This is a genomic window from Rhizobium sp. SSA_523 (genome assembly GCF_030435705.1).
Classification (GTDB): domain Bacteria; phylum Pseudomonadota; class Alphaproteobacteria; order Rhizobiales; family Rhizobiaceae; genus Neorhizobium.
In genome coordinates, this window is the sequence record NZ_CP129382.1 from 1,586,087 (window position 1) to 1,607,479 (window position 21,393).

Sequence of the window (21,393 nt, forward strand, 5' to 3'; positions counted from 1 at the left end):
CAAGGCGGAGCCCCGCAAATGACCGGCAGCGGCCTTCAGTGATTCGCCGCCTCGGCGAAAATCGGCGGCCGACATGCGCGCCAGCGCTGCAGCGGGACGGGCTCAACCGGGCTCGTCCACGGCGAGAAAGCCGCCGGACTGGCGCGACCAGAGTTCCGCATAAAGCCCGCCGGCCGATACCAGCTCGGCATGCGTTCCCTGTTCGATGATGCGGCCCTTGTCCATCACGATCAGCCGGTCGAGCGCTGCTATGGTCGACAGCCGATGGGCGATGGCAAGCACCGTCTTGCCCTTCATCAGCTCGATCAGATTGGACTGGATCGCGGCTTCCACTTCCGAATCGAGCGCCGATGTCGCTTCGTCCAGTACCAGGATCGGCGCATCCTTCAGCATCACCCGGGCAATGGCCACGCGCTGCCGCTGGCCGCCGGACAGCTTGACGCCGCGCTCGCCGACATGGGCGTCGAACCCCTTCCGCCCGCGCTGGTCCTCCAGCGACAGGATGAAATCCTCCGCCTGCGCCCGCCGCGCCGCCGCCAGAAGCTGGGCATCGCTGGCATCCTGCCGGCCGAACAGAATATTGTCGCGGATCGAGCGGTGCAGGAGCGAGGTGTCCTGCGTCACCATGCCGATCTGCGCCCGCAGTGATTCCTGCGTCACCCGCGCAATGTCCTGGCCGTCGATCAGGATGCGGCCGGCTTCGACATCGTAGAAGCGCAGGAGGAGATTGACGAGCGTCGACTTGCCGGCACCGGAACGCCCGACAATGCCGACCTTCTCGCCGGCGGCGATGGCAAGATCGAGATGATCGATGACGCCGCCGGCGCGTCCGTAATGGAAGCTGACATTCTCGAACCGGATCGCGGGATGGGCAACGACGAGCGCCGGCGCGTTCGGCGCATCGGTCAGGCCGATCGGCTGCGAGATCAGCTCGGCGGCATTCTGCACCGTCCCGAAATTGCGCATGATGCCGTTGAACTGCGTCATCAGCCGCCCGAGCAGGAAATTCAGGCGCAGCACGAGAGCGAGCGTGAAGGCGACCGCTCCCGAACTGATGCGCCCGTCGAGCCACAAATGGATGCAGAGCGCCGCCATGCTGGTGATCATGATGCCCGAAAGCGCGGCCATGGAGGCGCGGACGCCGGTGATGAAGCGGGTAAACATCATCGTCGTCGATTGGAAGATGTCGAAGCCGTCCCGCATATAGCGGTCATTCATCTCGTCGCGGCCGAACAGCCGCAGGGTCTGGATATTGCTGTAGGCATCCACCATCCGACCGTTCAGCATGGAGGCCGCCTCTGCCGTCTCGCGCGAATGAAACCGGATGCGGGGCACGAAATAGCGGGCGAGGAAGGAGAAGATCACCACCCAGGCCACCACGATCATCGCCAGGCGCCAGTCGAGGCCGCCGATCAGCGTCAGCATCGAGACCGCATAGATCAGGACGAACCAGACGCTTTCCATCAGCGAGGTCACCAGGTCGCCGGCTGCCTGGCCTCCGGACCAGACCTTGGTGACGATCCGCCCGGCGAAGTCATTCTGGAAGAAGGACACCGATTGCCGTGCGACATGCTGATAGGCCTGCCAGCGCACGAGATTGTAGAAACCGGGCGTGATGATCTGCTGGTCGACGATCGCGGTCGCCATGGTCACCAGAAAGCGCACGAGGCCGATCAGCACCAGCATGCCGAACAGCTCGTAACCATGGGTCGCAAGCAGCCCGCCCCAGCCTTGTGCCTTGTCGATGCTGGCAAGAATATCCACGAGCCGGCCGACGAACCAGAAGAGCGCCGCCTCGATGGCAGCCGTCATTCCGCCCAGCACCAGCATGGCAAAGAAGGGAAACTTGGCCTGGCGAACATAGAACCAGATGAAGGCGGCCGTGCCCTTGGGCGGCCGCAGATCCTGCTGCGCAGCGAAAGGCTGGATCCGTGTCTCGAAAAAGCGGAAGAAGGCGTCGATCATGAAACTGGTATAGGCCGTTTCGCGCCTGCAGCAAGGCAGCGGGCGGCTTAATTCTTGGCAATCTTCGCCCACAAGAAAGGCGGGAGGCTGTGCAAAGCCTCCCGCCGCTCTGTCGCCGCGATGTCGTTGCGGGCATTGCCCTGATGGCCGGTCTGCGAGGAGCGGCCCTTACTCCGCTGCCTCCGTATCATGGTCATCCTCGTCCGCCGCGGCCCTGGCCGATCGCCGGGCATCGTCGGCGCCGACCTGATCGGCCAGGAAGCCGCCCGACTGGCGGTTCCACAGATCGGCATAGATGCCCCCCTGCGCCACCAGCTCGGCATGGCTGCCCTGCTCGACGATCCGGCCCTTGTCCAGCACGATCAGCCGGTCCATCTGCGTCAGCGTCGAGAGGCGGTGGGCGATCGCGATCACCGTCTTGTCCTCGATCAGCTTGAACAGGCTTTCCTGGATCGCCGCCTCGACTTCCGAATCGAGCGCCGAGGTCGCCTCGTCGAGGATCAGGATCGGCGCATCCTTGAGGAAGACGCGCGCGATCGCGATCCGCTGGCGCTGGCCGCCGGACAGCTTGACGCCGCGCTCGCCGACATGCGCGTCGAGTCCCGTCCTGCCCTGCTGGTCGGCAAGGCCCTGGATAAAGTCCCAGGCATTGGCCCGCTTGGCCGCCTCGATCACCTCGGCATCGCTCGCCTCCGGCCGCCCATAGGCAATATTGTCGCGGATCGACCGGTGCAGCAAGGACGTGTCCTGCGTCACGACGCCGACAAGCGCGCGCAGACTGTCCTGCGAGACCTTGAAAATGTCCTGGCCGTCAATCAGGATGCGCCCCGATTCGACATCGTAGAAGCGCAGGAGCAGGTTCATCAGCGTCGTCTTGCCGGCACCGGACCGGCCCACCAGTCCGACCTTCTCCCCGGCTTTGATGGTCAGCGAGAAATTGTCGATGACGCCCGCCTGCTTGCCATAATGGAAGCGGACGCTGTCATAGACGATTTCGCCCTTCGGCGCCGCGAGCCGTGTCGACCCCGGTCTGTCGACGATGTCGTGCGCCTTGGTCATCATGCCCATGCCGTCATAGACGGTGCCGATGCCTTCAAAGAGCGCTGCGACTTCCCACATGATCCAGTTGGACATGCCGTTGACGCGCATGGAAAGGCCGATCGCAACGGCCAGGGCGCCGACGCTGACGGAGCCGCCGAGCCAGAACCAGATGCCCAGCGAGGCGACGGCGAACTGCACCAGAACATTGTTCACGTCGACGGCGATGTTCAGGAGCGAGATCTGCCGCATCTGGCCATGCACCGTTCCCAGAAACTCGTCCATGCCCTCCTTGGCATAGGTCTCCTCGCGGCCGGCATGGGAAAACAGCTTCACCGTTGCAATATTCGTGTAGCTGTCGACGATCCGGCCGGTCATCATCGAGCGGGCATCGGCCTGGGCGCGGGAGGAGGCCCGCAGCCTTGGGATGAAATGCCTGAGGATGAGAATATAGACGATCAGCCAGGCGAGCAGCGGAATGCCGAGACGCCAGTCGACTGCGGCGACAAGCGCCAGCATGGAGACGAAGAAGCTGATGGCATAGACGAAGACATCGATGATCTTCATCGCCACGTCACGCACGGCGAGCGCCGTCTGCATCACCTTGGTGGAGACGCGGCCGGCAAATTCATTGGCGAAGAAGGTCATGGAATGGCGCAGCAGGAAGCGGTGCATCTGCCAGCGCGCGATCATCGGGAAACTGCCGGCCAGCACCTGGTGCATGGTCAGCGTGTGGAAAAAACCGATGAGCGGCAGGCCGACCAGCAGAAGCACGGCCATGGCCGCCAGATGCCAGCCCTCACGCTCCAGGAAGGTCGCGCGATCGGCATTGCTCAGCCAGTCGACGATATTGCCGAGGAACTGGTAGAGAAACACCTCGATGACGGCGATGCCCATGGAGCAGAGGCCGAGAACGACGAGCCAGGGCCAGACAGGCTTGGTATAATACCAGCAAAAGGCGAAAAGCCCCTTGGGCGGCAGTTCCGGCTCCCCGGCCGGATAGGGATTTACACGGGATTCGAACCAGGCAAACATCAAAAAGCTCCGTCAAATCAGATCCGCCGCGACCATCTGCATGCGCCCTTGCGCATCAATAACGGGTCGTCTGGCGAGATAATTCGAATGGCGAGGCCGGCAAGCAGCCGCGAAAAGAAACTGTCAGGAAGGAAGCTGCGGGAACCGCGAACGCCTCAAGCCGAAAGCCGAAGATCGGCACAGCGGAGGCGTGTCATTACGGTCATATCCATGTCTGCCTCCTTGGCTGGCGTTGAAGATGTCTCCGCTTACCAGCAGCGGCCGGAATTGAAAAGAGGGAAAACGTCACGCGGGGCGCAGCCGGCGGCGGATGTGACGGTTGCGTTACACCCCCTGTGGATGAGATAGGCAGGAAGACGCGGCCGCAGGGCCCTCGCCTGCCCCTTCTGGATTTGCCATTCTCGATCTGCCCCTCTTGATCCGACCTTCTTGATCGACCCTTTCCGTTTCCCGTCAGGACCATCATGACCCGCCTTCGCATCGCCCTTTACCAGCCCGACATTCCCGGCAATACCGGGACGATTCTGCGGCTTGCCGCCTGCATGGGCCTTGCGGTCGATATCATCGAGCCGGCCGGTTTCGTCCTCAGCGACAAGAATCTGCGCCGCGCCGGCATGGATTATCTGGCTCATGTCACGATGACGCGTCACGTAAATTTCGACGCCTTCCAGGCCTGGCGCTCGGCGGAAGGCCGACGCCTGGTGCTGGCCTCCACCCGGGCTGCCGTCCGCTACACCGATTTCAGCTTTCGCGATGACGATGTTCTCTTGCTCGGCCGCGAGAGCGCCGGCGTGCCGGAACCTGTCCATGATGCCGCCGATGCGCGGCTGATCATTCCGATGGTGGAGGGGCAGAGATCGATCAATGTCGCCATGTCCGCCGCGATGATCGCCGGCGAGGCGCTGCGCCAGACCGCCTGGAGCTGAAGCAGAGCCTCGGGCAGTCCATGGTCACCGGCGGGTGATCATAATGATCACCGGGTCCGGAAGAGGATCTGGTCTCTCATCAAAGAGCGCGGCTGTCAGGCAAACAGCATCAGGCTGTTGCCCATCGAGGCATTGGCCATGTTGAGGCCGACCATTTGCAATTGCTGCTGGACAGACAATGCGGCGCGCCGTGCCGCGTCCTCGCCAAGATCCGCATCGATCAGCGAGCCTATGCCCGCCTCGGTCGTATCCTGCAGCGTCTCCAGAAAACCGGCAGTGGTGTCGATGCGCGTTGCGGTCGCGCCAATCTCCGCGCCGGCCGCCGTCATGCCCTTCAGCATGCCATTCACCGCCTGGATCATTCCGTCGATCTCGTCATCCGTGCTCGTCTGCGAAAGCGCAATCTCGCGGGCGCCGCCGCCCGCCGGCGTCGCGGAACCCTGATCCAGCAGATAGTAATCAAAGGCGGCGCCGGACCGGGTTATGCCGGAATAGGCGCGCGTCAGCAGACCGTCGGCGGCGTCCCCTTCGGCCACGAGATTGGCCTTGCCCCTGTCGAAATTGATGACATTGATGGACACCTCGCCCTGCGGGCCAGTGCTGAGCGAGCCGACCATGCTCTCCATCCTGGGACGCTCCGAAGCGCCGGTCTTCAGCCAGTTCTGGCCGCTGAAGCTGCTGGCGCCGATGACCTCGCCAAGCTGCGCCTTCAGCAGGGACATTTCAGAATTCAACACGTCTCTGTCGGTGCCCGGCGTTTTCGCCAGGATCAGCTTCGATTGGATCTGCGACACGATTTGACCGGCGGCCTGCATGCCGAGGGCGGCGCTATCGGCAATGGCTGCCGAGTAGGCCTGCGCATCCTCGGCGCTGGAGAGCGACAGATTGCTCGAGGTCATGGTGGTGGCGATCGACCAATAGGCGGCATTGTCGGCAGCCGTCTCCACGGCGCGGCCGGAAGCGGCACGAACCGTCGTCTCGCTCAAGGCGCGCGTGGTGCCGCCGAGCAGAGCGAGCGCCGAGGCCGCACTGGTATTTACCGGGCTAAATTGCATGTCACCCCGCATCACGTCCCTATCTGGACTGTCTGGCCTGTGTGGCCCATCTGGCCGATCTGGCCCATCTGGCCCATCTGGTAGGTCCCGCCCCACCCTTCGCGACAGAGTTTAGCCGCGAGGCTTTGCACTTCGGTTTCAGGGAAATGTCGCATTTTAAGGAAATGGTCTATGGCCAAAACTCAATCAGGATTTGGAGCGCCATATGCCTGCGGGACGCGGCCGATACCTGATTGGTTTTTTCCCTAATCTGCGGTCGGCAGACGACGCATGGTGAATTCGATCTGGTCGCCTTCCAGCGGGCGCCAGCTTTCCACTTCCGTCCAATAGGCGGCCTTGGGAAAGGCATCGAACCATTCGCGCGCCTTTTGCCGCGCCTCCTCGCGAGATAACGTATAGGTCTCGCGCACGAACAGGCCGGAAGAGGTCGTGCCCTTTTCAAGCCGGTGCCTGCGGATCCTGCGCTTCAGGCCGTCCAGTGGCGGGGTTGAGAACTTGGCCATGCCGTCTCCTCTTGCGGAGTACTTGCCCTGTTGCTGAAGGGTCAAGTTTGGCACAGCGCGTGGAGAGAGTCGAATCGCGCCTCGTGTGGGCGAGCTTCTGGCGCCCGGCGCCTGTTGCGCGCCGATGCCTGCCTGGGCTAGGGTCGAAACCCAATCAGGTTTCGGGCAGGTTTCGGGCAGGTTTCAGGCAGATTTTGGCGCGGGGCATGAGAGAAAATCGTTCGGTTTGAGGAGCGAAGCCGCAGGAAGGGCCAACGCCTTTCAAAGCTTTGCGACGCTAAAATGGGCGATTTTCGCCATATCCCTTCGGGACGCGGCTGATTTTCTCTGCGAAAGCGTCGAAAGGCTTTGTGGAGCCTTGCGCCACGGCAGCCTCTTCTCCTATTCGCAAACAAAATCCGCTCGCGCCACGCCCGGAACCTGATCGAGTTTGACCGTAAACCCGATGCCGGCACAAGCGCTGGCAATGCAGTGAACAAAGGATGGCATGCCCCATGGAAAGACCGCAAATCCCCTTCGGCGTGCCGCATGACATCGAGGAAAAGAAGCACGCGGCGCGCAGCTGGTTCGAGAGCCTGCGCGACGAGATCTGTCTGTCCTTCGAGGCCCTGGAGGATGCGGTGGAAGGCCCGCTGTCCGACCAGCCGCCCGGACGCTTTCGCCGCAAGGACTGGCTGCGCGAGGACGGCAAAGGCGGCGGCGGCTGCATGTCGATGATGGAAGGCCGCGTCTTCGAGAAGGTCGGCGTCCATACCTCCACCGTGCATGGGGAATTCACCGAGGATTTCCGCAAGCAGATGCCGGGCGCCGCAGAGGATCCGCGTTTCTGGGCCTCCGGCATCTCGCTGATTGCCCATCCCGTCAATCCCAACGTGCCGGCCGTGCACATGAACACACGCATGGTCACCACCACCAGTGTCTGGTTCGGTGGCGGCGCCGACCTCACCCCGGTTCTCGACCGCCGGCGTCGGCAGGACGATCCCGACACCCAGCTCTTCCACCAATCCATGCAGGAGGCTTGTCGCAGCCATGCAGCGGTCGCCGATTACGATCGCTACAAGGCCTGGTGCGACGAGTATTTCTTCCTGAAGCACCGCAACGAGGCTCGCGGCATTGGCGGCATCTTCTTCGACTGGCTCTATCCACAGGCTGAAAAAGGCGGTTGGGACGCCAATTTCGCCTTTGTCCAGGCGGTAGGCAAGGCCTTCAGCGCCGTCTACCCCGCCATTGTGAAACGGAATTTCAACACCGGCTGGACCGAAAAGGACCGGGACGAGCAACTGGTCCGGCGCGGCCGCTATGTCGAATTCAACCTGCTCTATGATCGCGGCACGATCTTCGGACTGAAGACCGGCGGCAACGTGGAATCGATCCTCTCATCCCTGCCGCCTTTGGTGCGTTGGCCGTGATGAAAATTGATCGGTTGACGAATTGACTTTCGCCATATTCGAATCAACCCTCCGGTGCTAGCTTCCCCGAGGAAGCACCGGAGGAGGATGTCATGGTTACATCGCAAGGCGTGCCCGTACAAAGCGCTACCGACAGGGAGCGCTTGATAGAGACCCCCGAAATGATAGACCGCATGGCTGCCGAGCTTCGAGCCCGCAGCGATACCGATCTGCCGCATTCTTTCTACGTGCAGCAGATCCGCCGCCAATTGGCGGGGGAAGCGCGGGCCGGAGAACGCACCGCCGCCAATGACAGCGGCAAGGGCGCCAACCGGACGGGACAGCTCCACCCCTCGGTTTTCCATGCCTGGGCGCTTTCGGAATAGCGCTGCCGAATAGCGGTTCAAAGTCGCCTGGGCATAGCCGTCGGCTGACGGGTGCGAAGGATCTGATCTTTTGTCCTTCCGCGCATCGAACGGGAACGCTCGGCGCCTGTCATCGTTGTTTCTCTGGTACCCCTGACAAAGGGTCCAGACGCCAACGATGGAGGCTCGAATGAGACTTTTCGAATGCGGAACACTTGTTCCCGGATGCGATTGGCATACCCGCGCCGATGAAGATGCGGAGGTGGTTCGCCGTGCCGTGGACCATATGCGCAATGTTCACGGCGAGACCTATATCCGCGAGAACATGGTGGACAATATCAAGGCCCGGATCCGCGACGACTCGCCCGCAAAGGCGGTCATGTAGGCACAGCCACACGCCCGGCCCGCACGTCCAGAGGTCCCCGAGCCGGGTTCGGATCGACAATAGCCGCCTCGAAGATGCACGGATCTTTGAGGCGGGATGCGGGCAAGGTTCCGTGCAGGCCCTTCAGTGGCCGCACGCCGGCTGTCAGCCGGGGCGCATCAGCCCCGTGGCAGACCGGCCAGTTCAGTCAGCCGGGCGGTGAGCGCTGCCCGGTCGAGCGAAAAATTTCTCTCGACCCAGAGATCCTCGAGGCTCCTCAGCATCTCGCCGACTTTCGGCCCGGCCGGAACGCCCGCCGCCATGACATCGGCGCCCGAGAGCGGAAAACGCGGCTTTTCGAAGCGTTCGGCACGCGTCAGCAGCGCCGAGAGGCGCCCGGCCTTTACCAGATCGGCATCATTATTGGCGGCGTTCACGCGCGCCGAAGCAAGGGCCAGCCTGAGCCGCATGATCGGCCCCGCTTTGCCCGAACGATAAAGCAGCCGATCCAACGCCGTGTCCTTCAGATCGGGCTGCGGTGCAGGCGCCGCGGCGAAAGCGAGAAGACGCTCCGTCTCGGCATTCGCAAGCTTCCATCGCCTGGCGAGCGCATCGATCCGCGCGGCATCAGGCGGTATGACGGCCGCAAGCCGCAAAAGCGGATCGGGCGTCCAGCCCAGCGCCTGTTCGCTGGCCACCAGGCCGTGAATGGCGTCGATGCCCCATTTCTCGCTTTCCGGCAGGATGGCCGACAGAACCCCGGTGGTGCGCATCCACAACAGCGCCCGGGAGGGATCAGGCGCCGCAAACAGCTTGCGCATCTCGCTCCAGACCCGCTCCGCCGACAGATGGTCGAGCTTGGTCTTGGCCTGGGCGCAGGCCCGCAATCCCTCCGCATCCGGCCGTCCGGACCCGTAATAGGCAAAGAAGCGGAAGAATCGCAGGACGCGCAGATGATCCTCGGCAATCCGGAGGGACGCCTCACCGATGAAACGGATCTGGCGGCTCTCGATATCCTTCAGCCCGTCGACGAGATCGATCACCTCGCCCTCGGCCGTCACGTAAAGCGCGTTGATGGTGAAGTCGCGCCGTTCGGCATCCGCCTGCCAGTCGGTGCCGAATTCGACAACGGCATGCCGGCCGTCTGTCTCGATATCGCGGCGCAGCGTGGTGACTTCGAAGCCGCGCCCGTCAAGCACAAGCGTCAACGTTCCATGCGCAAGGCCGGTCGGCACGGCCTTGATCCCGGCCGCAGCGGCGCGCTCAATGACGATTTCGGGCCGAAGTGTGGTGGCGAAATCGCAATCGGAAACGGGGAGCCCCATCAGCGCATTGCGCACGGTGCCGCCGACGATGCGGCCCTCCCCGCCATCGGCGTTCAGGAGCGCGAAGACCTGTCGCACCGGCTGATCGACCAGCCAGGGCGCGCCGGCAAGACGATGCGTCATCGGTAAAGCCTTTCATAAAGCGTTCTGATTATGCCCGCGGTGATACCCCAGATGTTCCATTCACCATAGGGCATGCGGTAGAAGCGGCGGATCGCACCTTGCCACTCGCGGCTTCCCTGGGCGTGGTTGTGCGGATCCATGAGGAAGGAGAGCGGCACTTCGAAGGCCTTGTCCACCTCGTCGGGGTTGAGCTTCAGCGTAAAACCGCGACGCACCACGGCAAGCACAGGCGTGATGCGGAAGCCGCTTGCCGCATAGTAATCCGGCAGCCGGCCCACCGGCTCGACGAAATGCGGCGAAAGGCCGATCTCCTCCTGCGCCTCGCGAAGGGCGGCGCCCTCCGCCCCTGTATCGCCGAGATCGATCGCGCCGCCGGGAAAGGCGATCTGACCGGAATGCTTGCGAAGCTTTGTGGCGCGCTGGGTGAGGATCACCTTGCCGCCATCCCGGTCGTCGACAACCGGCACCAGCACCGCGGCATCCTTGAGGGCCAGCCCCTCCACCTGGGCGACGATATCCGGATTGAGCAGGTGATCGCCATGATCGTGAATGGCTTGCGCCAACGGCGCGCCGGACTGGTTCTGCGCGCGGCGGCGGAATTCCTCCGCCGAGAAACGGTTCGGATCGAGCAGAGCCTCAGTCATTGCGACAGCGCGTCCAGTTCATCCGCCGGCATGACCGGAAAGACCGCCCCGGCGGAGCGAAGCGCAAAGGTAGCGATGCCGTCCAGTTCAATGATTTCGCCGAGTTCCACCAGTTCATACATGAGGGCGCGGCTGATGAGTGCCTCCAGCCGCCCGCGCACATGCAGATAGGGCTTCAACCCGCCCTCCTCGCCTTCAAGCGAAAAGCGCAAGGGATGCTCCGGGCCGGCCTCCACGACATCGCCGAGATTGGTGCGGAATGTGATGACGGGCACGCCGTCGCGCAGGGTCTGGCGCATTTCCACGGCGAGGAAGGGTGCATCCTCCACGCGAATGCCAACTTTTTCCACAGGCGTGACGAGATAGGTCCGACCATCCTCGTCCTTGCGCAGAACCGTGGAAAAGAGGCGCACCAGGGCCGGCCGGCCGATGGGCGTGCCGAGATAATACCATGTCCCATCGGCGCGGATTTCCATGTCCAGATCGCCGCAAAAGGGCGGGTTCCAGCGATCCACCGGCGGCAGGGCGCGCGCCGCTCCCGCCGCGCCTGCATCGGTCTGCTCGGATGCCCGGGCGATCATCGCGGCCAGTCCGGCCGCATCGCTTGCGCTGTTTATCGTCTCGTCTGCCATAATTTCAGTCATGCTTGCTGTATAAGGGGATACTCTCTCACGAGATAGTCATTCCGGCCATTCTTGCCAGCGGCTGACGTGGGAATAAGTTGTTAAGCTCGGGGAGAGCCCGCAACTGCAACGATTCGCGATCCCCGGCCTGATGCCGGCGAGACGCCTGATGGAGACCGATATGGGTGTCATGACCTCCACCGAAGCGCCGCTCGACGAGAAGGCGATCATCGCAGCCGCCGAACAGGCGCTGTCGGATATTGCCGCCGTGCGCGCCGAAGTCGGCAAGGTCATCTTCGGCCAGGAACAGGTGGTGGAAAACACCCTGATCGCCGTGCTGTCGGGTGGCCATGCTCTGCTTGTCGGCGTTCCGGGCCTTGCCAAGACCAAGCTTGTCAGCACGCTCGGCACCGTTCTCGGCATGGATGCCAACCGCATCCAGTTCACCCCGGACCTGATGCCCTCCGATATTCTAGGGACGGAGGTGATGGACCAGGACGAGAGCGGACGGCGCTCCTTCCGCTTCGTCAAGGGGCCGGTCTTTGCGCAGCTCCTGATGGCGGACGAGATCAACCGCGCCTCGCCGCGGACCCAATCGGCCCTCCTGCAATCCATGCAGGAATATCACATCACCGTGGCTGGCCAGCGCTACGACCTGCCGGCCCCCTTCCACGTACTGGCAACGCAGAACCCGCTGGAGCAGGAAGGCACCTATCCGCTGCCGGAAGCGCAGCTCGACCGCTTCCTGCTGCAGGTCGATGTGCTGTACCCCGATCTCGATGCCGAGCGGCAGATCCTGCTCGAAACCACAGGCCTCAGCGAGGCAAAGCCGCGCGGCGTCATCGATGCGGCCCGGCTTCAGGGCATTCAGAGCCTCATTCGCCAGATGCCGGTCAGCGACAGCGTGGTTGAGGCCATTCTGTCTCTGGTGCGCTCGGCGCGCCCCGGCCACGGCAATACGCTGACGGACAGGCATGTCGCCTGGGGTCCCGGTCCGCGTGCCGGCCAGGCGCTGATGCTCTGCGCCCGCGCCCGTGCGCTCTACGAAGGCCGGCTGGCACCATCGCTGGACGATGTGCACGCCCTGGCCGAACCCATCCTGCAGCACCGGATGGCCCTGACATTCGCAGCGCGCGCCGAAGGCATGAGCGTGCGCGACGTGATCCAGGGCCTTGCCAAGCAGACGCGCGGCTGAGGCCGAAGAGACCGCAGTAACCCAATCGAGGCAAAGACGAAGGAGCAGGCGTGGCAGCATCCATCGGCCAGATCGTTCCGCAGACCCCGGGCAGCGAGGTTCTGGCACGCGCCAGGCAGCGCGCCGTTCTGGTGCCTGATTGCATGGTGGAAGCGCGCCGCATCGCCAATACAGTGATCGCCGGCTGGCACGGCCGGCGCAAGCGCGGCATCGGCGAGAATTTCTGGCAGTTCCGGCCCTATTCGGAAGGCGAAAGTCTGTCACGCATCGACTGGCGGCGCTCGGCGCGCGACGATCATACCTATGTCCGCGACCGGGAATGGGAAGCGGCCCATACCGTCTGGCTCTGGGCCGACATGTCGGCTTCGATGATGTACAAGTCGAGCTATGGCACGGTCTCCAAGGAAAGCCGTGCTCTGGTGCTGATGCTGGCGCTTGCCGAGATCCTGGCGCGCTCCGGCGAGCGGATCGGTTGCCCCGGCGTGATGGAACCGGTCGCGGCGCGCAATGCGGCCGAACGGCTGGCCACGGCCATTTCCCATGCGCCGACCACCGAAGGCCTTCCCGATGCGAGCATGATCCGCGGCGCGAGCGATATCGTGCTGATCGGCGATTTCCTCGACGATGCCGACCGCATTATGGAGCGCCTGGCGCCGCTCGCCCGCCGCAATCTGCGCGGCCATGTGGTCGAAGTGGCCGATCCCGCCGAGGAGATCTTTCCCTATAGCGGCAGGACCGAGTTCACCGATCCCGAAACCGGCGAAAAACTGGTCTCCGGCCGTGCCGAGACGCTGCGCGAGGATTACCAGCGGGCCTATCACGCCAGACGCGAGACGCTTGGCCAGTCGCTGCGCCATATGGGCTGGAATTTCGTCTTTCACCGCACCGATCATCTGGCTTCCGAAGCGCTGGCCGCCATTCATGGCTATCTTTCGGGCAATCCGCCGCTGATGCAGGTGACGCGGGGATCGGGAGCTGGTTCATGAGTGCGCTTGCCTTTGCCAATCCGGCCATTCTTCTCGCGCTCGTGGCGCTTCCGGCGATCTGGTGGCTGCTGCGGCTGACTCCGCCGCGCCCCAAGGCCGAGATCTTTCCGCCGCTCGCCATTCTGGCCACGGTGCTGAAGCGGCAGGAGACCCCTGCCAAGAGCCCCTGGTGGCTGACGCTCCTGCGCATGCTGATGGCGGCGGCGCTGATCCTTGCCATATCCGATCCGGTTCTCAATCCCAGAACGGGCGAATTGTCCACCGCCGGCCCGCTCTCGCTGGTGATCGACAACAGCTGGTCGACGTCGAGAGACTGGGACCGGCGGGTCGAGACCGCCGAACTGCTGATCGGCGACGCGGAAGCGGCGGACCTGCCGGTGTCGATCGTCTTCACCACCGATGCCACGCATGATGCCGTTCCCGGCAGCGCGGCTGCGGCACGCGAAAAACTGCAGGCGGCGCGGCCCAATCCTCTCGTGCCGGAACGCGCCCGGGCCGCCGCTGCCGTGACCGAGGCTTTCAACGGCCTGCGTCCGGGCACCGTCGCCTTCCTGTCCGATGGGATCGCGACGCCCCAGGATGCCGATATGGCGGCAGAACTGGCCAGTCTCTCGCCGGCGAACCTGCGGCTGATCGAAGGCGACGGCGCGCAGGGGCTTGCTCTGACCGCGGCGGCCAACACGGCCGATGCGCTTTCGGTGACCGCCTCCCGGCTGGAGCGTGAAGCTTCGGCCAGCTACACCGTCAATGCGCTCGACCAGCAGGGCCGGTCGCTGGCCACCGGGGAGCTGAGCTTTGCGGCCGGAGCCGCCACCGCCAGCGCCGAAATTGCCGCGCCATTCGAGTTGCGCAATGATTTCTCCCGTCTGGTGATCGAAGGCGCCTCCAGTGCCGGCGGCGTGCATCTCCTGGATGACGGCTTCAAGCGTCGTCGCGTGGCGCTGATTGCCGGCGATAGCGGCAATGACATGCAGCCGCTCCTCCTGCCGCTCTATTACATCAGCCGCGCTTTGCAGCCCTATGCCGACCTGATCGAGCCGAAGGGCGCCGATCTCTCCACCTCCATCCCCGATATCCTGCAGCAGAACCCGTCCGCCATCATCCTCGCCGATGTCGGCCGCCTGCCGGCGGAAACCTACCAGCCGCTGCAGCAATGGATCGCCCGCGGCGGCACGCTGATCCGCTTTGCCGGACCGCGGCTTGCCGCTGCACCGACCGATGATCCGCTGGTACCGGTCATCCTGCGCCGTGGCGAGAGATCGCTGGGCGGCGCTTTGTCCTGGGCAGAGCCCCAGCCGCTGGCGGAATTTCCCGCAGCCGGTCCCTTTGCCGGGATGGCGCCCGCCACGGATGTCACGGTGACGCGCCAGGTCCTGGCGGAGCCGACACCGGATCTGGCGGACCGGACCTGGGCAAGCCTTGCCGATGGAACGCCGCTCGTCACCACCCGCCCCGTCGAGGCCGGCCGGATCATCCTGTTCCATGTCAGCGCCGAAGCCACCTGGTCCAACCTGCCGCTGTCGGGCACCTTCGTCGAAATGCTGCGCCGCCTCGTCCAGCTGTCGCGTGCGACGGGTGCCGAAAGCGCGGCCACCGCGGCCGAACCGGCGGCAGCCCTCCCCCCTTACCGCCTGCTGACGGCGGAAGGCATATTGACGGCCGACAAGACCGCCGCAAAGCCGATCAGCGTCGAAGCCGGCACGGTGCCGGTGGCCAGCATCGATCATCCGCCCGGGCTCTACGGGTCGGAGGACGGCTTCACCGCCGTCAACCTGCTGCCGGCCAATGCGGAGCTCAATCCGGTCGAGATCAGCGCCGCCGATCTTCCGGTCCTGCGCGAAGCTTTGATCGGACGCGAGGCGATCTCGCTGCGTCCGGCGCTGTTCACCGCAGCCCTGCTCATGCTCATCCTGGATAGTCTCATCGTGCTTTTCATGAACGGCGCCTTTTCCCGCAAACCCCGCGGCGGGCGCGCAGCGGCGGCCTTGGCGCTGCTGGCCATCCTGCCCTTTGCCTTTTCGCCCGGCGAAAGCCGTGCCCAAGACGCAAAACCCGGCGATGCGCAGGCGCTCGAACGGCTCGACACCACCCATCTCGCTTATGTCGTGACCGGCGAGGCGGATGTGGACCGCCTGTCCGAACAGGGGCTCGACGGCCTCAGCCAGTTCCTCGCCTACCGCACGACGCTGGAGCCCGGCGCTCCGGTCGGTCTCGACATTACCAAGGACGAGCTGTCCTTCTACCCCATCATCTACTGGCCGATTTCGGCCACGGCGCCCATGCCGACCGAGGCTGCGATCTCGCGCATCGACGCCTATATGCGCAATGGCGGAACCGTGCTTTTCGACACGAGGGATCAGCTGAACACGCTGGATACCGGCGGCGCGCCCAGCGCAAACGGCCAGCGCCTGCAGGAAATCCTCGCCAATATCGACATTCCACCCTTGGAGCCGACCCCGGAAGATCACGTTCTGACGCGCGCCTTCTATCTTCTCTCCAGCTTTCCCGGCCGCTATTCGGGCAGTCCGCTCTGGGTGGAGGCGCGGCAGGATGCCCGCCAGTCTGGAAGCCAGCTGAGTTCCTCGGGCGACGGGGTGACCCCGCTTCTCATCACCGGCAATGATTTTGCCGGCGCCTGGGCCATCGACGCCAATGGCGCGGCCGTGCTGCCGACTGTTCCGCCGGACGAGATGCAGCGCGAATATGCCTACCGCGCCGGGGTCAACATCATGATGTACATGCTGACCGGCAACTACAAGGCCGATCAGGTGCATGTTCCCGCTTTGCTCGAGCGGCTTGGACAATAGGAAGACCAAGGCTATGGACATCCAATTCGCCCCATTCCTGCCTTTGTCCGTGCTGGTCGCGCTTGGCGTCGTCGCCGCGCTTCTGACGGTGCTGGCGCTGTGGCGGGGCCTTCGCGGCAGCCTCCTGCGGGCATTGGCCCTGGTCGCCCTGCTGCTGGCGCTTGCCAATCCGATCCTGAACCAGGAAGACCGGGAGCAGTTGTCGACCATCGTTCCGGTCATCGTCGACCGGTCGCAGAGCCAGGACACCGCCGAGCGCGTTTCGCAAACGGATGAGGCGCTGACGGCGCTGAGGGATCGCTTCCAGCGCTTCCCCCGCATGGAGCCGCGGATCGTCGAGGTGCGCGACGACGAGAATTCCGATACGCCCTCGACACGGCTGTTTTCCGCCCTTTCCGCCGCCACGGCCGATGTTCCTCCCGGCCGGATCGGCGGGGCCGTCTTCCTGACCGACGGCCAGATCCACGACCTGCCGGGCACCGAACAGGCGCTGCCCTTCAACGCCCCCATTCATGGGCTGATCACCGGCAAGGCCGACGAATTCGATCGGCGCATCGAGGTGGTGCGGGCGCCGCGCTTCGGGATCGTCGGCGAGGACCAGCAGATGACGCTGCGCGTTTTCGATGACGGCCGCACCGCGCCGGGTGGCGCGGCCAGCGCCGCGACGGTGACCATCCGCATGAATGGCGAGCAGATCGCCAGGCTGCAGGCAACGCCCGGCATGCCCATTCCCTTCGATTTCACCGTGCCGCGCGGCGGCAGCAATGTGATGGAATTTGCGGTGGACGAAGTGCCAGGCGAGGTGACGGCGGCCAATAACCGCGCCGTGCACGTCATCGACGGCATCCGGCAGAACCTGCGGGTGCTTCTGGTGTCCGGCGAGCCGCATGCGGGCGAGCGGGCCTGGCGCAACCTGCTGAAATCCGACGCCTCGGTGGATCTGGTGCATTTCACCATTCTGCGGCCGCCGGAAAAGCAGGACGGCACGCCGATCAACGAGCTTTCGCTGATCGCTTTCCCCACGCGCGAGCTGTTCGTCGAGAAGATCAATGATTTCGACCTGATCATCTTTGACCGCTACCAGCATCGCGGCGTTCTGCCGATCCTCTATTACGATTACATTGCGCAATATGTGCAGAATGGCGGCGCGCTGCTGATCGCTGCGGGACCGGAATTTTCCGGCCAGGATTCGATTGCCTCCACGCCGCTTGCCGGCATTCTGCCGGCCACGCCGACGGGCGAGATCGAACAGGCGGCCTATTTCCCCCGACTGTCGGAACTGGGCAAGAAGCACCCGGTGACCCGCGGTCTGGACGGCTCTGCCAGCGAACCGCCCGCCTGGGGACGCTGGTTCCGCACCATCGATGTCAGTCAGCCGCAGGGTGAGACAGTGATGGAGGGCGATGCCAACCGGCCCCTCCTCGTGCTCAGCCGAGAGGGCGAAGGCCGCGTCGCCATGCTTCTGTCCGACCAGGGCTGGCTCTGGGCGCGCGGCTTTGAAGGCGGCGGTCCGCATGTCGCCCTTTACCGGCGCATTGCCCATTGGCTGATGAAGGAGCCGGAACTGGAGGAGGAGGCGCTGACCGCGAGAGCGCTTGGCCGCACTTTGGAAGCCACCCGCCAGACGATCGGCGACGATCCGGGCCCTGCGGAAATCCGCTACCCTTCGGGCCGCACGGAAACCGTGCCCTTTACCGCCGCGGGACCCGGCCTCTACCGGATCGAGAAACGCATGGAGGAGACCGGCCTCTTCCAGATTTCCAACGGGCAATTCTCGACGCTGGTGCATATCGGCACGGTGGATGCGCCGGAATTCAAGGCGATGATCTCCACCGAGGAGACGCTTGCACCTTATGCGCAAAAGACCCGTGGTCTCGTGACCCGCATCGCCGAGGACGATGGCACCGGAGTGCGCCTGCCGGACATTCTGCCCGTGCGCGGCGAAGTCCGCATCAGCGATCCCGACCGCATGGTCATTCGCATGACGGATGAGACCGTGCTGCGCGGCATTGACACCACGCCGCTTTTTGCGGGCTTTGCCGGTCTGGCGGTGCTGTTGATGGCCATTTCCGCCATGTGGTGGCGCGAAGGGCGATAACCGACCTGTGCCCTTGATGGCGCCCCCGCGCGCCTCAGCCCGATCCTCCGCCAGACGGTGAAGGACGAAGGATGGACGATGGGCAATAGGCAATTGGCAATAGGCAATAGGCAGTAGGCAGTAGGCGATGGCCCGCCGCCTGGATCATGATGCTTTTCAAGCTCTTCTGGCGGAAACCTGAATCATCATCTCATTTAATCGGCCAAAGCAGGATTTGCGGTGAAAACCGCGCTGCGCTTGTGCCATTCCGCTCTCTTTCGTGTTGATCTTCAAGCATAGACCCTGTATCCGGGCAGCGTTATAGGTTATCATGCCGCCTATAACCATATGAAAATAAACTATTTTGCAATCTATACTGTTCCAATTTCCATATTACCTGCATTTCCCCCGCGAGACATTGCTCATGCTCGTTTTCCAGCTCATGTCGCTGCACAATCTGAGGTTTTCGTTCTTTGTAGATGCCTGGGCGCTGGCCCAGCACCTTCATCCGGGCTGCCAGCCCGAGGATTGGCAGGGGCGTTTGCGCTTTCTGCTGCGCGCGCTGCTCTCTCATCACGCGGCGGCCCCCTGGCTTCGCTATCTCCGCTCGACGCCCGGCCTGCAGCCGCAGCTCATCGCCTTTCCCTTCATCGCGGCAAAACCCTTGAGCAAATATATGCGCCGCGGCTGGCGGGTCGAGGATCGCGTCCGCTGCATGCTGGATCACTATCGCACGCTGCTCTCCAGCGTGGCGGGCCGTCGCATTCTGGCCTTGTCGCGCATGACCGGCGTGATCGCGACGCTCAAGGGCCGGACGCAGACGGATTATCATCTGGTGATCACCTGCAATGCGGCGCAAAGGCGGGAGGGCGAGCTCATTCTGGAATTGAGGAAAAACAGCCGGCGCATCTGCTGCCTGTGCGGCAGCTTCTGCCGGAGCGATCGCCGGCTCGTCTTCCTGATCGGCACCATGCAGGGCGCCAACGGAGCGGATGCCAAGGACGTGGTGCGCGAGGCGACGCGGGATCTCCATCAGTTGCGACCGCGGGACCTGATCATGGCTGCCGCGCAGACCATCGCCACCCTTCTGGGTGCGGAGGCCATTCTGGCGCCGACGCAGACGCGGCATCTGGCGGCCGGGCGGCGAAGGCCGACCGGCATCAAGGCCGATTTCGACAGTCTGTGGACCGATCTCGGCGGCATATGCCGACCGGATGGCGACTATCTCCTGCCGGCTGTCACGCACTATCGGCCGCTGGAGAGCATTGCGGCAAAGCGACGGGCGGAAACCCTGCGCCGCTATGCCTTGAAGCAGCAGATGGCGGCCGAGATCGAGGCCGCTTTGCTGAGCCCAGGCCCGGAGCATCAGGAGGAAGGGACGGGATCTGCCCCGATTCGCCCGCCCGCGGATACGCGTCCGGCAATGGCTTTGCCGGCGGAAAATTTCGGCCCGCCGCATGCGGCCGCAATCGCGATCGGGACGGGACAGGATCTCTCGCCTGCTTGATCGCGAGGTCTCGGATACTGCTTGACGCGGCCGCACGGCCTCGGCTTTCAGCATTGGGCAGAAATCCGTACTATGCTCTGCTTGCCGGCGATTCCGGTCGATCCTCCTGCGAAGGAGATATGTTGGATCACGCCTTCGAAGCTGATCCCCCTTGTCCGGCCTCCACGAGCCTCCACCAGACCCTCTCCGAACCTCTACCAGCCCCACCGGATCTTCTGCCATGAACTATACCGTATCAGTCACCGATAACCTTACGCCTGAGGAACAGAAGGCGATCGAGGCGCCGCTGATCGCCTATAATCTCGAAACCTTCGGCCAGAGCGGCAAGCGCGATCTCCATATCGCGCTGCGCAATGATGCGGGCCAGGTGGAGGGGGGCCTTGTCGGCTATACCGCGCGCGGCTGGCTCTATGTCCAGCTCCTGTTCATTCCCGCCCATGCCCGCGGCAAGGGACTCGGCGCCCGCCTGCTCTTGATGGCCGAAGATGAAGCCAGAGCACGCGGCTGCCTTGGCGCCTATCTCGATACGATGAACCCCTCGGCATTGGACCTTTACCTGCGCTGCGGCTACACGAGGATTGGCGAGCATGGCCCTCTTCGCGGCAGCCTGAGCAGGCAGGGGCCGGACGGCGGCGATTGTGAGCAAGCCTTGCGGATCACCTGGCTGAGCAAGCGGTTTACCACGGGAGACGAAGAATGACGGAACCGAAGGGACACGATGGCGCAGACAGCGGCGCGGTACAGCCGCTTGACAATGGCTGGAGCGAATCCGCGGACGGCTGGATCGACAGTCAGGGCGAATTCGGTGATTTCAACCGCCAATATGTTCTCGATCCTGCCTTTGACCTCCTGCTGGCGGGGCGCAGCTTTGCCAGCGCCCTGGACGTCGGCTGCGGCGAAGGCCGCTTCGTGCGGCGCCTGCGCCAGCATCACGGCCTTGCCAGCGTCACCGGCATCGATCCCACCGAACCGCTTCTGGACGTCGCGCGCCGGAAGGATCCGGCCGGAACCTATATCCTTGCACAGGCGGAAGACATGCCTTTGCCCGCACAAAGCTTCGATCTCGTCGTCAGCTATCTGAGCCTGATCGACATTGCCGATCTGGACCGTTCGGTGGCGGAAATGGCGCGCGTCATGAGGCTGGGGGCAAGCCTGGTCATCGCCAATCTCAATCCCTTCATCACCGCCAGCGGCGGCGCGGCCTGGGTGCGGGATGCGCACGGTCGCAAGGATTTCGTCCGCGTCGACACCTATCTGGAGGAGCATGCCGACTGGCAGGCCTGGCGCGGCATCCGCATTCTCAACTATCACCGGCCCATGAGCCGCTACATGGAGGCACTGCTGGCCGCTGGGCTGCGGCTGGTGAGCTTTCGCGAACCGCCGGCCGTGGGCGGGCCGGAAGCCGCGCGCTCGGCCTATAACCGCGTGCCCTATCGCCACCTTATGGAATGGGTGAAACCCGGTTGA

General features: G+C 64.0%; 18 protein-coding genes. 11 read left to right on the forward strand and 7 right to left on the reverse strand.

Annotated features, from left to right (window positions below; translation table 11 throughout):
* Positions 1–102: 102 nt before the first annotated feature.
* Both QTJ18_RS16020 and QTJ18_RS16025 read right to left on the reverse strand, forming a co-directional pair.
* On the reverse strand, positions 103–1,965 hold the full coding sequence (locus tag QTJ18_RS16020) for an ABC transporter ATP-binding protein (protein WP_252751176.1): 1,863 nt from the start codon (positions 1,963–1,965) through the stop codon (positions 103–105).
* Positions 1,966–2,133: 168 nt separating this feature from the next.
* Positions 2,134–4,038 carry an ABC transporter ATP-binding protein gene (locus QTJ18_RS16025; protein WP_252751177.1) on the reverse strand — a complete coding sequence of 635 codons (1,905 nt, stop codon included), beginning with the start codon at positions 4,036–4,038 and terminating at the stop codon, positions 2,134–2,136.
* 464 nt (positions 4,039–4,502) lie between these two features.
* Here QTJ18_RS16025 and QTJ18_RS16030 point away from each other — a divergent pair, with 464 nt between their 5' ends.
* Positions 4,503–4,964 (forward strand): tRNA (cytidine(34)-2'-O)-methyltransferase, encoded by a 462-nt coding sequence (locus QTJ18_RS16030; protein WP_252751178.1) that lies wholly within the window; start codon positions 4,503–4,505, stop codon positions 4,962–4,964.
* A gap of 95 nt (positions 4,965–5,059) precedes the next feature.
* Here QTJ18_RS16030 and QTJ18_RS16035 read toward each other — a convergent pair whose 3' ends face one another.
* Together QTJ18_RS16035 and QTJ18_RS16040 are read right to left on the reverse strand one after the other, a co-directional pair.
* Positions 5,060–6,019 (reverse strand): flagellin N-terminal helical domain-containing protein, encoded by a 960-nt coding sequence (locus QTJ18_RS16035; RefSeq protein WP_252751179.1) that lies wholly within the window; start codon positions 6,017–6,019, stop codon positions 5,060–5,062.
* Between the two features lie 245 nt (positions 6,020–6,264).
* On the reverse strand, positions 6,265–6,522 hold the full coding sequence (locus tag QTJ18_RS16040; protein WP_252751180.1) for a hypothetical protein: 258 nt from the start codon (positions 6,520–6,522) through the stop codon (positions 6,265–6,267).
* Between the two features lie 494 nt (positions 6,523–7,016).
* Between QTJ18_RS16040 and hemF the strand changes: the two genes are divergently transcribed.
* From hemF to QTJ18_RS16055, 3 genes are all read left to right on the forward strand, one after another.
* Entirely contained in the window at positions 7,017–7,931 is a 915-nt protein-coding gene (gene hemF / locus QTJ18_RS16045; protein ID WP_252751181.1) for an oxygen-dependent coproporphyrinogen oxidase, read from the forward strand.
* A 92-nt stretch (positions 7,932–8,023) separates the two neighbouring features.
* A complete protein-coding gene (locus QTJ18_RS16050) occupies positions 8,024–8,296 on the forward strand; it encodes a hypothetical protein (protein ID WP_252751182.1) in 273 nt (90 codons plus the stop codon).
* A gap of 169 nt (positions 8,297–8,465) precedes the next feature.
* Entirely contained in the window at positions 8,466–8,660 is a 195-nt protein-coding gene (locus QTJ18_RS16055; protein ID WP_252751183.1) for a DUF1059 domain-containing protein, read from the forward strand.
* 158 nt (positions 8,661–8,818) lie between these two features.
* Here the strand turns inward: QTJ18_RS16055 and QTJ18_RS16060 are convergent, their stop codons facing one another.
* The 3 genes from QTJ18_RS16060 to QTJ18_RS16070 are packed head-to-tail and all read right to left on the reverse strand — an operon-like array spanning position 8,819 to position 11,363.
* Positions 8,819–10,087 carry a CCA tRNA nucleotidyltransferase gene (locus tag QTJ18_RS16060; protein ID WP_252751184.1) on the reverse strand — a complete coding sequence of 423 codons (1,269 nt, stop codon included), beginning with the start codon at positions 10,085–10,087 and terminating at the stop codon, positions 8,819–8,821.
* Positions 10,084–10,731 (reverse strand): CoA pyrophosphatase, encoded by a 648-nt coding sequence (locus QTJ18_RS16065; protein WP_252751185.1) that lies wholly within the window; start codon positions 10,729–10,731, stop codon positions 10,084–10,086. Before QTJ18_RS16065 ends, QTJ18_RS16060 begins: the two co-directional genes overlap by 4 nt.
* A complete protein-coding gene (locus QTJ18_RS16070) occupies positions 10,728–11,363 on the reverse strand; it encodes a DUF1285 domain-containing protein (RefSeq protein ID WP_252751186.1) in 636 nt (211 codons plus the stop codon). Before QTJ18_RS16070 ends, QTJ18_RS16065 begins: the two co-directional genes overlap by 4 nt.
* A 172-nt stretch (positions 11,364–11,535) precedes the next feature.
* Between QTJ18_RS16070 and QTJ18_RS16075 the strand changes: the two genes are divergently transcribed.
* The 7 genes from QTJ18_RS16075 (at position 11,536) to QTJ18_RS16105 (ending at position 21,393) form a co-directional block, all read left to right on the forward strand.
* On the forward strand, positions 11,536–12,549 hold the full coding sequence (locus QTJ18_RS16075) for an AAA family ATPase (protein WP_252751187.1): 1,014 nt from the start codon (positions 11,536–11,538) through the stop codon (positions 12,547–12,549).
* A gap of 50 nt (positions 12,550–12,599) precedes the next feature.
* Positions 12,600–13,535 (forward strand): DUF58 domain-containing protein, encoded by a 936-nt coding sequence (locus QTJ18_RS16080; protein ID WP_252751188.1) that lies wholly within the window; start codon positions 12,600–12,602, stop codon positions 13,533–13,535.
* Positions 13,532–16,342, forward strand: a complete 2,811-nt coding sequence (locus tag QTJ18_RS16085) for a DUF4159 domain-containing protein (RefSeq protein ID WP_252751189.1) — start codon at positions 13,532–13,534, stop codon at positions 16,340–16,342. Before QTJ18_RS16080 ends, QTJ18_RS16085 begins: the two co-directional genes overlap by 4 nt.
* A 13-nt stretch (positions 16,343–16,355) precedes the next feature.
* The gene (locus QTJ18_RS16090) at positions 16,356–18,440 is read left to right on the forward strand and encodes a hypothetical protein (protein ID WP_252751190.1); all 2,085 of its coding nucleotides are present in this window, start codon (positions 16,356–16,358) and stop codon (positions 18,438–18,440) included.
* A gap of 403 nt (positions 18,441–18,843) precedes the next feature.
* Entirely contained in the window at positions 18,844–19,926 is a 1,083-nt protein-coding gene (locus tag QTJ18_RS16095; protein WP_252751191.1) for a VirK/YbjX family protein, read from the forward strand.
* 220 nt (positions 19,927–20,146) lie between these two features.
* Positions 20,147–20,626, forward strand: a complete 480-nt coding sequence (locus QTJ18_RS16100) for a GNAT family N-acetyltransferase (protein WP_252751192.1) — start codon at positions 20,147–20,149, stop codon at positions 20,624–20,626.
* Positions 20,623–21,393: a class I SAM-dependent methyltransferase gene (locus tag QTJ18_RS16105; protein ID WP_252751193.1), complete on the forward strand. Its 771-nt coding sequence runs from the start codon at positions 20,623–20,625 to the stop codon at positions 21,391–21,393. Before QTJ18_RS16100 ends, QTJ18_RS16105 begins: the two co-directional genes overlap by 4 nt.

What these genes read in the sequence shown, in the direction of transcription:
- QTJ18_RS16055 (WP_252751183.1), top strand. Translation starts at nt 8,466, where the DNA reads ATGAGACTTTTCGAATGCGGAACACTTGTTCCCGGATGCGATTGGCAT.
- QTJ18_RS16095 (WP_252751191.1), top strand. Translation starts at nt 18,844, where the DNA reads ATGCTCGTTTTCCAGCTCATGTCGCTGCACAATCTGAGGTTTTCGTTC.
- QTJ18_RS16070 (WP_252751186.1), bottom strand. Translation starts at nt 11,363, where the DNA reads ATGGCAGACGAGACGATAAACAGCGCAAGCGATGCGGCCGGACTGGCC.
- QTJ18_RS16050 (WP_252751182.1), top strand. Translation starts at nt 8,024, where the DNA reads ATGGTTACATCGCAAGGCGTGCCCGTACAAAGCGCTACCGACAGGGAG.
- QTJ18_RS16090 (WP_252751190.1), top strand. Translation starts at nt 16,356, where the DNA reads ATGGACATCCAATTCGCCCCATTCCTGCCTTTGTCCGTGCTGGTCGCG.
- hemF (WP_252751181.1), top strand. Translation starts at nt 7,017, where the DNA reads ATGGAAAGACCGCAAATCCCCTTCGGCGTGCCGCATGACATCGAGGAA.
- QTJ18_RS16075 (WP_252751187.1), top strand. Translation starts at nt 11,536, where the DNA reads ATGGGTGTCATGACCTCCACCGAAGCGCCGCTCGACGAGAAGGCGATC.
- QTJ18_RS16100 (WP_252751192.1), top strand. Translation starts at nt 20,147, where the DNA reads ATGAACTATACCGTATCAGTCACCGATAACCTTACGCCTGAGGAACAG.
- QTJ18_RS16040 (WP_252751180.1), bottom strand. Translation starts at nt 6,522, where the DNA reads ATGGCCAAGTTCTCAACCCCGCCACTGGACGGCCTGAAGCGCAGGATC.
- QTJ18_RS16035 (WP_252751179.1), bottom strand. Translation starts at nt 6,019, where the DNA reads ATGCAATTTAGCCCGGTAAATACCAGTGCGGCCTCGGCGCTCGCTCTG.
- QTJ18_RS16105 (WP_252751193.1), top strand. Translation starts at nt 20,623, where the DNA reads ATGACGGAACCGAAGGGACACGATGGCGCAGACAGCGGCGCGGTACAG.
- QTJ18_RS16065 (WP_252751185.1), bottom strand. Translation starts at nt 10,731, where the DNA reads ATGACTGAGGCTCTGCTCGATCCGAACCGTTTCTCGGCGGAGGAATTC.
- QTJ18_RS16085 (WP_252751189.1), top strand. Translation starts at nt 13,532, where the DNA reads ATGAGTGCGCTTGCCTTTGCCAATCCGGCCATTCTTCTCGCGCTCGTG.
- QTJ18_RS16060 (WP_252751184.1), bottom strand. Translation starts at nt 10,087, where the DNA reads ATGACGCATCGTCTTGCCGGCGCGCCCTGGCTGGTCGATCAGCCGGTG.
- QTJ18_RS16030 (WP_252751178.1), top strand. Translation starts at nt 4,503, where the DNA reads ATGACCCGCCTTCGCATCGCCCTTTACCAGCCCGACATTCCCGGCAAT.
- QTJ18_RS16025 (WP_252751177.1), bottom strand. Translation starts at nt 4,038, where the DNA reads ATGTTTGCCTGGTTCGAATCCCGTGTAAATCCCTATCCGGCCGGGGAG.
- QTJ18_RS16020 (WP_252751176.1), bottom strand. Translation starts at nt 1,965, where the DNA reads ATGATCGACGCCTTCTTCCGCTTTTTCGAGACACGGATCCAGCCTTTC.